Source organism: Streptomyces sp. NPDC104202 (assembly GCF_055584185.1).
Window position 1 is genome coordinate 58,466 of sequence record NZ_JBVJMN010000018.1, and the last position, 12,088, is coordinate 70,553.

The following is a 12,088-nucleotide window of genomic DNA, read 5'->3' on the forward strand; positions in this document are numbered from 1 at the left end:
CGGCGGCGCGAACGTCCTGTCGCGCCAGCCTCGTGCCGTCGGGCGGTCATCAAGCCGGAGAGCGCGGAACCAGGTTTACGGTCCCTGGTTCCGCGCTCTTCTTGTGTGTCCGGACTTCGAGGCGCTCAGGCCGTCCGCCGTCGACCCGCCGGACGCTCGTCCCGCCGGTCCTGCCGATCACGTCCATCACGTCCAGAGCGGTCGAGGCGGTCGGCCCGGGCCAGGGCGAGCGTCACGGTGAGCGAGGCCACGGCCAAGGCCACCATCGCGGTCCGCGCGGAGGTGGACTGGGCGAGGGTGCCTGCCAGCGCCGCGCTCAGCCCCTGGAGGGCGAGCATGCCCGAGACGTGCAGCCCGAGGGCGTGCCCGCCGAGCTCCTCGGGCACCAGCTCCATCAGTCGTTCCTGGTGGAGCAGGCTCGCGCCGTACCCCACGGAGGAGACGGTGACGGCGGCGACGGCGAGCGGCACTCCCGGGTCGAGGGCGAAGAGGAGGAACGGGGCGGCCAGCAGCGCCTGGAGGGGGAAGCGGACGCGCTCGCGCAGCCGGGCCGGTACGAAGCGGCCGACGGCGGTGTCGCCGGCCAGCATCCCCAGCGCGCCGCAGGCGAAGAGCAGCCCCGCGTGCCCGGGGGCGTACGGCACGAAGAGCGACTCGCAGCCGACGATCAGCCCGTTGGGCACCCAGAGGGCGAGGTAGCAGCGGCGGCGGGCGGGGGACGACCACAGGCGCGCGTTGCCGCGCCGGGTCTCGGCGATCGACGGCCGGCCGGCGGCGCGGGGCGGGCGCCGGCCGAGGCCGAGCCGAGCGCAGAGGGCGGCGGCGAGGTGGAGCCCCGCGCCGACGAGGACGGTGCCGCGCGGCGAGAGGAGGGCCACCAGGGCCCCGCCGGACGCGAAGCCGGCGATCTGGCAGACGCCCGAGGACATGTTCGTCAGGGAGCGGCCCAGCAGGTACCGGGTGCGCGGCAGGATCTCGTCGAGGAGCCCGTGCCGCACGCCGCCGCCCAGCGATCCCGCGAGGCCCTGGGCGAGGAGGACGGCGAAGACGGCGCCGAGGGGGAGGCCGGGCACCGCGAGGACGGCGGTGCAGAGGGCGAGGAGGAGGGCGAGGCCGGCGAGCGCGGTCCTCGGCGGCAGCCGGTCGGCCGCCGAGAGCAGCGTGGTCGCGCCGAGGAGCTGGGCGAGCGAGGGGCCGAACAGGGCGAGCGCGGAGAGGAGCGGGGACCCGGTCGCCCGGAAGACGAGGGTGGCGAGGCCGAGACCGGCGACGGTCTGGGCGGCGGTCTGGGCGGAGCCGGTGAGGAACAGCGGGGTGAATCCGGGGACGCGGAACAGGGCGCGGTAGCGGGGCATGCGAGGAGCTTCGGGGAGGCCCGGCGGTGTCGGTACTGTTTCGCGCGGAGGCGAAACCGGGGGGGGCGGCGGCGTGGGCTGGTGGCGGATCGGTACGGACGCGCTCGCGGGGGGCCGGTTCCTGATCTCTCCGCTCGCCGAGGCCGTCGCGGCCCTGAAGGTCCTGCACGCGGCGGCGGGCTCCCATCCCGGCGAGCGGGCCTGGCTGGCCGAGCGGCTCCCCGCCTACCGGGAGCGCCTCGCCGCCGCACCGCTCGACGCCCTGCTGGTCCGGGCCGCCCTCGGACGCACCTGGAACGCCGACTTCCTCACGCCGACGCCGCTGGGCGACGGCGAGCGGAGCTTCGAGGAGGAGGTCGAGGCGGTGCGCGCCGTCGAACCGGGCGACGCCGTCGGCCAGTTGGCCGTCTCGCTCGGCCGGCCGGTGCCGGAGCCGCTCCGCTCGGCGCGCGATCTGCCGGAGCGGATGGCCGGGGTCCTGACCTGGGTGTGGCGGGAGACCGTCCTGCCGGAGTGGCCGCGGCGGCGCCGGGCCCTGGAAGCCGATGTGGTCGCCCGGACCGCCCGGTTGGGCCGGGGAGGCTGGGCCGCGGCGCTCGACGAGCTGTGCCCGGGCAGGACGCGCTGGCTGGGCGACGGCCGTCTCCAGGTCAGCAGCCGCGCCTATCCGCCCCGCGCGGTGGACGCCGGCCGGCTGCTCTTCGTCCCGGTGACCGCGGACACGGGGTGGGTCTCCTGGGAGGGGACGGAGCGCTTCGCCGTCGTGTACCCGTGCGCGGGCGTCCTGGCCGACCCGACGGGGCCGCTCGTGCCGCAGGCCCTCGGCGCACTGCTGGGCGGGGCGCGCGCGGAGGTCCTCGTGCGCCTCGGATCCCCGCACTCGACCAGCCAGTTGGTGGCGCTCACCGGCCAGGGTCTCGGATCGGTGGGCCGCCATCTGAAGGTGCTGCTCGACGCCGGTCTCGTACGCCGCGGGCGGGCGGGCCGGTCGGTGCTCTACGAGCGGACGGAGGCGGGCAGCGCGCTCGTCCGGGCGCCGGGCGGGGAGTGACGGAGCACGCCGGCGGCCTCCGGACGGAGCCGCCGGGACGCGGGGCGGCCCCCGTCCCGGTGCTCTTCGGGACGGGGGCCGCGGTGCGGCGCCGCGGTCAGACCGCGAGGGCCTTGATGGCGGTCGGCGCGTGGCCGGGCTCGGTCGCGAGCTCCTCGAACTCGGTGACGTCGCTCATGTCGACCGTCTTGCTCATCGCGATGTTGGTGATGCGCTCCAGGATGGCCTCGACGACGACCGGGACCTGGTGCTCGACGGCCAGCTTCTTGGCCTGCTCCAGCGCCTCGCCCAGCTTGTCCGGGTCGGTGACGCGGATGGCCTTGACGCCCAGGCCCTCGGCGACCTTGACGTGGTCGACGCCGTAGACGCCGATCTCGGGGGTGTTGATGTTCTCGAACTCCAGGTTGACCTCGAAGTTGATGCCGAGGCCGCCCTGCGCCTGACGGATCAGACCGAGGTAGGCGTTGTTCACGAGGACGTGGACGTAGGGGACCTTGTGCTGGGCGGCGACCGCCAGCTCCTCGATCATGAACTGGAAGTCGTAGTCGCCGGAGAGCGCGACGACCGGGGTCTCCGGGTCGGCGGTGGCGGCGCCGATCGCGGCCGGGATGGTCCAGCCGAGCGGGCCGGCCTGGCCGCAGTTGATCCAGTGGCGCGGCTTGTAGACGTGCAGGAACTGCGCGGCCGCGATCTGGGAGAGACCGATGGTGGTGACGTAGCGGGTCTCCGGGCCGAAGGCGCGGTTCATCTCCTCGTAGACCCGCTGCGGCTTCATCGGGATGTTCTCGAAGTGGGTGCGGCGCTGCAGGGTGGCCTTGCGCTCCTGCGCGGAGGCGGCCCAGGCGGAGAAGTCCGGCAGCGTGCCGGCGGCCTTCATCTCCTTGGCGATCTCGATGAAGAGCTCCAGCGCGGCCTTGGCGTCGGAGGCGATGCCGAAGTCGGGGGCGAAGATCTTGCCGAGCTGCGTGGGCTCGATGTCGACGTGGACGAACGTGCGGCCCTTGGTGTACGCCTCCAGGTTGTAGCCCGTGTGGCGGTTGGCCCAGCGGTTGCCGATGCCGAGGACGAAGTCCGACTCCAGGAAGGTCGCGTTGCCGTAGCGGTGCGCGGTCTGGACGCCGACCATGCCGGCCGCGAGCTCGTGGTCGTCCGGGATGGTGCCCCAGCCCATGAGGGTGGAGATGACCGGGATGCCGGTCAGCTCGGCGAACTCGACGAGCAGGTCGGAGGCGTCGGCGTTGATGATGCCGCCGCCGGCGACGATCAGCGGGCGCTCCGACTCCAGGAGGAAGCCCAGCGCCTTGGCGGCCTGCGCGCGGGTGGCCCGCGGCTTGTAGACCGGCAGCGGCTCGTAGGTCTCCGGGTCGAACTCGATCTCGGTCAGCTGGACGTCGATCGGGAGGTCGATGAGGACCGGGCCGGGACGGCCGGAGCGCATCAGGTGGAAGGCCTGCTGGAAGACGCCGGGGACCTGCGCGGCCTCCAGGACGGTCGTGGCGGCCTTGGTGACCGGCTTGGCGATGGTGGCGATGTCGACGGCCTGGAAGTCCTCCTTGTGGAGCTTCGAGACCGGGGCCTGGCCGGTGATGCAGAGGATCGGGATGGAGTCCGCGATCGCCGAGTACAGGCCGGTGATCATGTCGGTGCCGGCGGGGCCCGACGTGCCGATGCAGACGCCGATGTTGCCGGCCTTGGCGCGGGTGTAGCCCTCGGCCATGTGCGACGCGCCCTCGACGTGGCGGGCGAGGGTGTGGCCGACACCGCCCACGTTCTTGAGCTCGCGGTAGAAGGGGTTGATCGCCGCGCCGGGGACGCCGAACGCCTGGGTGACGCCTTCGCGCTTGAGGATCTCAACGGCCGCTGCGGCGGCGGTCATACGAGGCATGGGAGTGCTCCTGCTTCGGCCGGTCGGATGCGGGCGCGCGCCGTGGCTCGGGAGCCTTTCGCGGCCTGTTTCCGTAATGCGGAAATACTGTTCTGCTATACGGAAGCAATGTAGGTGGGGTCACGGAGAGCCGTCAAGGGACGTCCGCCCGGCGGAATCACCGAAGTGGCCGAAGACCTCCCCCGAGGGGGGCGATGGGTGGACGATGGGACCGAACGACAGGGGGTTGGTTGTGGGCGATTCCGTACCGGTGCGCTGCCCGGAGTGCCTGCGTACGCAGGCGTACGCGGCGCCCGTCTTCCCCTGTGCCTGCGGCAGCCCCGTCGCCCCGGCGGTGGCGGCGGGCGCGACGGCGGAGCCCATCACCCACCGGAACTGGACCGACGAATGGGTCACCGTCCGCTGCCGTGCCTGCGGCCGCGAGGACGACTGGCCCCATCCCGAACTCGGCTGCCCCTGCGGCACCGTCCTCCGCGTCCCGGTCCAGCCCCTGGCCGGAGCGGCTTCCCCTCCGGACGGTCCGAACGCTCCGGAGGTCCCGGACTCCGCACCGCCGGCCCCGGGTGCCGCACCGGACCCCGGGATCCCGTCCGCACCGCCGGCGGCGGAGACGGCACCGGGGACGGCACCGGCCGGATCCGTACCGGCGGCGACCGGGGCCGAGCCCCCGTCCGTCCCGCCGCCTCCGGCCCGCCCCGAGCAGGGCGGCACCGCTCCGGGGACCGGCCGGCACCGCGGTGCGGCGATGCCCGGGGAGCGGAGCCGCCCCCAGGGGTCCACGACCGCCGGACCGGCCTCCGGGTCCGCCTCGGGACCCACCACCGGGCCCGTCTCCGAGCACGTGGAGTCCTGGCCGGAACCGGCACACGACGGGCGCGGCCCGTCGGGCGGCCCGGAGGCTCCCGACGGCGCCGCCCCGGAGGGAGCCGACGCCGGTCCGGGCGGGAGCGCCGGACGCGCGGCCCCGTCCGGAAGGGCACGGCCGCGGCCGGTCGAGCCGGGGTCGGACTGGTTCGGCAGCGGGCCCGCCGGCGGACCCGGTACGCGGGCGGGCGGGCCCGACGCCGACGCGCCCCGGCCGGACGGCCCGGCCGCGGACCGGCCGGAGGCGGAGCGCGCCCCGGGCGCCGCGGCGCAGAGCGCGGGCCTGCCGCCCCGCATCGGCGCGTCGCAGCGGTCGTTCGCCGAGCGGTACCCCGCGCACATCCCGCCCCCGCCGACGGCCCCGCGCCCCGTCCCGGTGCGCGGCGCCTTCCGGCCCGTGACGATCCGGACCGCGCGCGACGCCGTGGCCGCGGCCGCCGGGTACCTGCGCTGGCTCGGCTTCCGGGACGTCGTGCAGCCCGAGGAGCGGCCGGCCTCCGGGGTGGACCTCCGCGCGCCCGGGCTCGTCGCCCAGGTCGACCCGAGCACCCGGCAGACGAGCCTGCGGGCGGTCGAGTGCCTCTGGCTCAACGGGCTGAGCGCCTCGGCGGTGAGCGTCTTCTTCTCGCTCGCCGGCTACACCCCGGAGGCCCGTTCCCGCGCCGCCGAGATCGGTCTGCCGCTCTTCGTGCTCGACCTCACCGGCACCCCGCAGCCGGTGAACCTCGCCGCCGACGAGCTGTCGGCGGGCGGAGCCTGACCGAAGGGAGGGCCGGTGCCCGTCCGGGCGCACCGTCCTCCTGGCGTGCCCACAAGACCTCGGCATCCGAAACCGGCCATTCACGCGTGACGATCATGTTCTGCCGGGCACAACACCCTCGGGGGTGGGTGTCATGGCGACGGGGATGTGGTGGTTCATCGGAGCGGCCTGGGCGGAACTCCTCCTGGCGGCGGCTCTGTTGCGAACCCGCAGCCGGGAAAGCGGAGCGGCGGCGGGGGACGAGGTGCCGCCGCCGCAGGCCCTCGCGCTGCTGCGGGGCGGGCGGCGGGCGGCGGTGACCGTGGCGCTCGTGGCGCTGCACCAGCGCGGCGCGGTCGCCGCCGGCCGCAAACATACGATTCGGGCCAACGGCGGACCGGGCCGCACCAGCGATCCCGTCCAGCTCGGGGTGCACGGGGCGCTCCACCGGGCCTTCGCCCTGCGGGCCCTCGCCCTGCGCCCCGAGGCGCGGCGCGCCGTGGACGCGCTCCGCGGCGAGCTGCGCGGTGCCGGGCTGCTGAGGCCGGCGGCGCGGCTCTGGGCGGCCCGGGCCCTGCTCTGCTGCGTCCCGCTGACCGTGGTGGCGGGGGCGGCGACCGGGCTCCTCGGCCCCGGGACCCCCGGGCCCTCCTCCGCGAACGTCGCCCTGGCGCTCGCGGTCGGCGTGCCGACGGTCCTCGCGGCGGTGGCGCTCCTGCGGATGCCACCCGCGACCCGGGCCGCGGGCCGGCTGCTCGACGACCTCCGCGCCCGCTACCCGCTCCCGGCCCACCGGCGCGAGGTCACCGACGGACGGCTCGTCCAGCTGTACGTGGCCCTGTACGGCGACCCCGCCCTCGCCCTCTTCCTGCCCCGCTTCTCCCGCGAGGGCGGCCTGCTCGACCGCCCGGACCGGGAGTCGGCGGCGGGGAGCACCTAGGGCCTGTCGTCACCATCCCCTCGTTGCCCGAAGGGCGGCCCTGCGGCGTCTGGTGCGTGCTCTCGGTGTGCCGGGGGGAAGTGCTCGTACGGGACGTACTCGCGCTTTCGCCCGGTGCGGCGAGAGCGCGTGCCAGGCGTCGCGGGGCAGAGGGGATGGTGACGACAGGCCCTAGGCGGCGTCCTGCCGATCAGGCCGGGCACTCCGCTCCGGGTCGGACAGGGCCCCGCGACCCGGAGCGGCCGCTCAGGCGGCATCCGGAACCGGCCGTGCGCCGGGCCGGGCCGGGGCACGGGCGGACCGTGTCCGGCGCCCCCGCGCCATACTGTCCTATGCGCATCAGAGCGGCCGCTGAGGCCGAACTCCCGCTGCTCCAGGACATCGAACGGGCGGCGGGCGAGCCGTTCCGTTCCCTCGGCATGGCGGCGATCGCCGACGACGACCCGCTGCCCCTGGACGTCCTGGAGGCGTACCGCCACGCGGGCCGGGCGTGGGTGGCGGTGGACGCGGCCGACCGTCCGGTCGCGTATCTCCTCACCGACACGGTGGACGGCTCGGCCCACATCGAGCAGGTGTCGGTGCACCCGGACGCCGCCCGCCGGGGCGTCGGCCGGGCGCTGATCGAGCACCTCGCCGCGGCCGCCCGGGGCCAGGGCCTCGCGGCCCTGACCCTGACGACGTTCACCGAGGTCCCGTGGAACGCCCCGTACTACGCGCGGCTCGGCTTCCGTCCCCTCGCCTCCTCCGACCCGGCCCTCACCGAGGGGCTCCTCGCCATCAGCCGCGCCGAGGCGGCCCACGGCCTCTCCGCCTGGCCCCGGATCTGCATGCGCCGCGAACTCCGCTGACACCGGCGCAGCCGTCCCGGGACCGCCGGGGACGGGGCGGGGGCGGCGCCGGTCCGCCGGCCGCAGGTCAGGGGGCGCCGTACCGCTCGCGCAGCTCCACCTTGCGGACCTTGCCGCTGACGGTCATGGGGAACTCGGCGAGGACCTCGACCCTGCGGGGGATCTTGTAGTGGGCGAGCCGGTCGCGGCAGAAGGCCGTGACGTCCTCCAGGGTCGGGGGGTCGGCGGGGTCGCGGGCGACGACACAGGCCAGGATCTCCTCGCCGTACCGCTCGTCGGGGATGCCGACGACCTGGACGTCCGCGATCTTGGGGTGCCCGTAGAGGAACTCCTCGATCTCGCGCGGGTACACGTTCTCGCCGCCCCGGATGATCATGTCCTTGATGCGGCCGACGATCCGGACGTAGCCGTCGGGCCGCATCACGGCCAGGTCGCCGGTGTGCATCCAGCGCCCGGCGTCGATCGCCTCCGCCGTCTTGGCGGGCTCGTCCCAGTAGCCGAGCATCACGCCGTAGCCGCGGGTGCACAGTTCCCCGGCCGTGCCGCGCTCCACGGTGAGGCCGGTGGCGGGGTCGACGACCTTCACCTCGACGTGCGGCAGGACCCGGCCGACGGTGCCGGTACGGCGCTCCAGGTCGTCGTCGCGGCGGGTCTGGGTGGAGACGGGAGAGGTCTCGGTCATGCCGTAGCAGATCGACACCTCCGCCATGTTCATCTCGGCGACCACCCGCTTCATGACCTCCACCGGGCAGGGCGAACCCGCCATGATGCCGGTGCGCAGGGTGGAGAGGTCGTACGTCGCGAAGTCGGGCAGGTTGAGCTCGGCGATGAACATCGTCGGCACCCCGTACAGCGAGGTGCACCCCTCCTCCTGCACGGCCCGCAGGGTGGCGGCGGGGTCGAAGGAGGGGGACGGGATCACGATGCAGGCGCCGTGCGAGGTGATGGCCAGGTTGCCCATGACCATGCCGAAGCAGTGGTAGAAGGGGACCGGGACGCAGACGCGGTCCTGCTCGCTGTAGGCGATCATCTCCCCGACGAAGTAACCGTTGTTGAGGATGTTGTGGTGGGAGAGGGTGGCCCCCTTGGGGAAGCCCGTCGTCCCCGACGTGTACTGGATGTTGACGGGCTCGTCGCAGGAGAGCGGCTCGGGGCGCAGGCCGCCCGCCGTACGGCCGAGGAAAGCGTCCCAGCTCGCGTCCCCGAAGTAGACCGCCTCGCGCAGCTCCGGGCACCGGGGCCTCACCTGCTCGACCATCGCCCGGTAGTCGCTCGTCTTGTGCGTGAGCGAGGCGAAGAGCAGGGTGATCCCCGCCTGGTCGAGGACGTAGGCCAGCTCGTGGGCGCGGTAGGCCGGGTTGATGGTGACCATCACGGCGCCGATGCGGGCGGTGGCGTACTGGACGAGCACCCACTCGGCGCAGTTGACCGCCCAGACGCCGACCCGGTCGCCCTTCCGCACCCCGCTGCCGAGCAGGGCGTCCGCCAGCCGGTCGACGTCGGCGGCGAACCGCGCGTACGTCCAGCGCCGGCCGGTGGGCACGTCGACCAGCGCCTCCCGGTCCGGCCAGGCGGCGACGGCCCGGTCGAGGTTGTCGCCGATGGTGTCGCCGAGGAGCGGGGTGGTCGACACCCCGTGCGCGTAGGAGAGTGCCGTGGTGCTCGGCGTCGGTCCGGTCACGACAGGTCCCCTTCCACGTACTCCCGGCCGCCGCCCTCGGCGGTGAGGCGGCGGAGTTCGACCCGGCGGATCTTGCCGGAGACGGTCTTCGGCAGCTCGGCGAACTCGATGCGCCGGACCCGCTTGTACGGGGCGAGGACCGCGCGCGAGTGGGCGAAGAGCGCCTTCGCGGTCTCCTCGTCCGGCTCCCAGCCGGCGGCGAGCACCACGTACGCCTTGGGCACCGCGAGGCGGACCGGGTCGGGCGCGGGGACGACGGCGGCCTCCGCCACCGCCTCGTGCTCCAGGAGGGCGCTCTCCAGCTCGAAGGGGCTGATCTTGTAGTCGGAGGCCTTGAAGACGTCGTCCGAGCGGCCGACGTAGAAGATGTACCCGTCCGCGTCGCGCGACCCGATGTCGCCGGTGCGGTAGTAGCCGCCCGCCATCGCCTCGGCCGTACGCTCCGGGTCGCCGTGGTAACCGGTCATCAGGCCCACCGGGTGGGCCGACAGGTCGAGACAGATCTCGCCCTCCTCCACGTCCGGGCGGCCGGTCACCGGGTCGACCAGGGTGACCCGGAAGCCGGGGCTCGGGCGCCCCATCGAGCCCTCCTTGAGCCGCTGGCCGGGGCTGTTGGAGACCTGCACGGCGGTCTCGGTCTGGCCGAAGCCGTCCCGGATGGTGACGCCCCAGGCGCGCCGCACCGACTCGATGACCTCGGGGTTGAGCGGCTCCCCGGCGGCGACGACCTCGCGCGGCGGGGTCTTCAGCTGCCCGAGGTCGGCCTGGATCAGCATCCGCCAGACCGTCGGCGGGGCGCAGAAGCTGGTGACGCCGTTCCGCTCCATCTCGTCCATCAGCCGGGCCGCGTCGAAGCGCGCGTAGTTGTGGATGAAGACGGTCGCCTCCGCGTTCCACGGCGCGAAGAGGTTCGACCAGGCGTGCTTGGCCCAGCCCGGCGAGGAGATGTTGAGGTGCACGTCGCCGGGCTGGAGGCCGATCCAGTACATCGTCGACAGGTGCCCCACCGGGTACGACAGGTGGGTGTGCTCGACGAGCTTGGGGCGGGCGGTGGTGCCGGAGGTGAAGTACAGCATGAGGGTGTCGTCGGCGAGGGTGACGCCGTCGGGCTCGAAGTCGGCGGACTCGCGGGCGGCGTGCTCGTAGCCCAGCCAGTTCACCCCGTTCCCGCCGACCGCGATCCGGGTGTAGTCCCCGGGCACGTCGTCGAACTTCGCCGCGTCCTCGCCGCGCACGATCACGTGCCGGGCGCGGCCCCGGTCGACGCGGTCGCGCAGGTCGGCGGGGCCGAGCAGCGGGGTGGCGGGGATGACGACGGCCCGCAGCTTCATCGCGGCGAGCACGGTCTCCCACAGTTCGGCCTGGTTGCCGAGCATCACGATGATCCGGTCGCCCGCGCGGACGCCCTGGGCGCGCAGCCAGTTCGCGACCCGGTTCGAGCGGGCGGACATCTCGGCGAAGGACACCTTCGTCTCCGAGCCGTCCTCCTCGACGAGGTGCAGGGCGGTCCGGTCGTTGCCCTCGGCGATGACGTCGAACCATTCGAGCGCCCAGTTGAAACGGTCCGGGCGGGGCCACGCGAAGCCCTCGTAGGCGGTCCCGTAGTCCTCGCGGTGCCGGAGCAGGAAGTCCCTGGCCTCCCTGAACCTCTCCGTCGCGCTGGTCGCGCTCGCTGCCGTCATGTGTCCTCCTCGTTGCGGGACCGGTCCCGGACATCGTGTAATCAGTGACCCAGGTCTCACTACCCCCGTTCGGGGGTGAACGCGCCGACCGGCGGCGCCCGGGACGGGGACGGTGAGCAAGGACGCCGACCGGCGGCGTCGGGGCGACGAAGGGGAGCACGGTGCGCGAGCACGTCGAATCGGTGGAGCTGCGCGGCGCGCTCCAGCGGCTGCGCCGCGCCACCGGCCTTCCGGTGGCCTTCGGGGGCCTGCTCCACGCGTCACGGGGCCTGCGGATCGACGAGCTGAACGGGGCGGTGACACCGGCGCTCCAGGGCCTGGCCGTCTCCACCGGTTCGGGCCTCGGCGGGAAGTGCCTCGCCCTCTCGCGGCCCTGCGCCGTGACGGACTACCCCTCCGCCCAGCACATCACCCACGAGTACGACGGCCCGGTCTCCGCGGAGGGGCTGCGGTCGGTGATCGCCGTGCCCGTGGTCGTCCGCCGCCAGGTCCGCGGGGTGCTCTACGGCGCGCTGCGCGACGCCGTCCCGATCGGCGAGCGGGTCTTCGACGCGGCCGTCGCCGCCGCCCGCGACGTCGAGCAGGCCCTCGCCGTCCGCGACGAGGTGCGCCGGCTCCTCGCCCCGCCCTCCCCCGGCCCGTCGTGGGAGGAGGTCCGGCAGGCCTACGGCGAGCTCCGCGAACTGGCCCCGCAGGTGGACGACCCCGCGCTGCGCGAACGCCTCCTCGCCGTCTGCGGCCGTCTGCGGACCGCTTCCGGAGCCGCCGTCCCCACCCCGGGCGTCGCCCTCACGCCCCGCGAGACCGATGTCCTGGCCGCCGTGGCCTCCGGCGCCACCAACGCCACCGCCGCCCGTCGCCTCGGCCTGCGCCCCGAGACCGTCAAGGGCTATCTCCGCTCGGCGATGCGCAAGCTCGGCGCCCACACCCGCATGGAGGCGGTGGTGGCGGCCCGGCGCGCGGGCGCACTGCCCTGAGGGGCGCCGACGGGCCTCGCCGGTCACGCCCGGGAACGCCTCGGGGATCACGCCCAGGGATCACGC

General features: G+C 74.6%; 9 protein-coding genes. 5 read left to right on the forward strand and 4 right to left on the reverse strand.

What is annotated here, in order from left to right:
• Window positions 1–125: 125 nt before the first annotated feature.
• Window positions 126–1,355 (reverse strand): MFS transporter, encoded by a 1,230-nt coding sequence (locus ACZ60W_RS14710; RefSeq protein ID WP_469755679.1) that lies wholly within the window; start codon window positions 1,353–1,355, stop codon window positions 126–128.
• 73 nt (window positions 1,356–1,428) lie between these two features.
• Here ACZ60W_RS14710 and ACZ60W_RS14715 point away from each other — a divergent pair, with 73 nt between their 5' ends.
• Entirely contained in the window at window positions 1,429–2,406 is a 978-nt protein-coding gene (locus ACZ60W_RS14715; RefSeq protein WP_469755680.1) for an ArsR/SmtB family transcription factor, read from the forward strand.
• 97 nt (window positions 2,407–2,503) lie between these two features.
• Here the strand turns inward: ACZ60W_RS14715 and gcl are convergent, their stop codons facing one another.
• A complete protein-coding gene (gene gcl / locus ACZ60W_RS14720; protein WP_469755732.1) occupies window positions 2,504–4,282 on the reverse strand; it encodes a glyoxylate carboligase in 1,779 nt (592 codons plus the stop codon).
• 241 nt (window positions 4,283–4,523) lie between these two features.
• Between gcl and ACZ60W_RS14725 the strand changes: the two genes are divergently transcribed.
• From ACZ60W_RS14725 to ACZ60W_RS14735, 3 genes are all read left to right on the forward strand, one after another.
• On the forward strand, window positions 4,524–5,915 hold the full coding sequence (locus ACZ60W_RS14725; RefSeq protein WP_469755681.1) for a hypothetical protein: 1,392 nt from the start codon (window positions 4,524–4,526) through the stop codon (window positions 5,913–5,915).
• Window positions 5,916–6,048: 133 nt separating this feature from the next.
• Complete coding sequence (locus ACZ60W_RS14730) at window positions 6,049–6,834, forward strand: TIGR04222 domain-containing membrane protein (RefSeq protein ID WP_469755682.1); 786 nt, start codon at window positions 6,049–6,051, stop codon at window positions 6,832–6,834.
• Between the two features lie 332 nt (window positions 6,835–7,166).
• On the forward strand, window positions 7,167–7,682 hold the full coding sequence (locus ACZ60W_RS14735; protein ID WP_469755683.1) for a GNAT family N-acetyltransferase: 516 nt from the start codon (window positions 7,167–7,169) through the stop codon (window positions 7,680–7,682).
• Between the two features lie 67 nt (window positions 7,683–7,749).
• Here the strand turns inward: ACZ60W_RS14735 and ACZ60W_RS14740 are convergent, their stop codons facing one another.
• Together ACZ60W_RS14740 and ACZ60W_RS14745 are read right to left on the reverse strand one after the other, a co-directional pair.
• Window positions 7,750–9,363 (reverse strand): AMP-binding protein, encoded by a 1,614-nt coding sequence (locus ACZ60W_RS14740; protein ID WP_469755684.1) that lies wholly within the window; start codon window positions 9,361–9,363, stop codon window positions 7,750–7,752.
• A complete protein-coding gene (locus ACZ60W_RS14745) occupies window positions 9,360–11,045 on the reverse strand; it encodes an AMP-binding protein (RefSeq protein WP_469755685.1) in 1,686 nt (561 codons plus the stop codon). The genes ACZ60W_RS14740 and ACZ60W_RS14745 overlap by 4 nt, the downstream gene beginning before the upstream one ends.
• Window positions 11,046–11,206: 161 nt before the next feature.
• Here ACZ60W_RS14745 and ACZ60W_RS14750 point away from each other — a divergent pair, with 161 nt between their 5' ends.
• On the forward strand, window positions 11,207–12,022 hold the full coding sequence (locus ACZ60W_RS14750; RefSeq protein WP_469755686.1) for a helix-turn-helix transcriptional regulator: 816 nt from the start codon (window positions 11,207–11,209) through the stop codon (window positions 12,020–12,022).
• Window positions 12,023–12,088 lie beyond the last annotated feature (66 nt).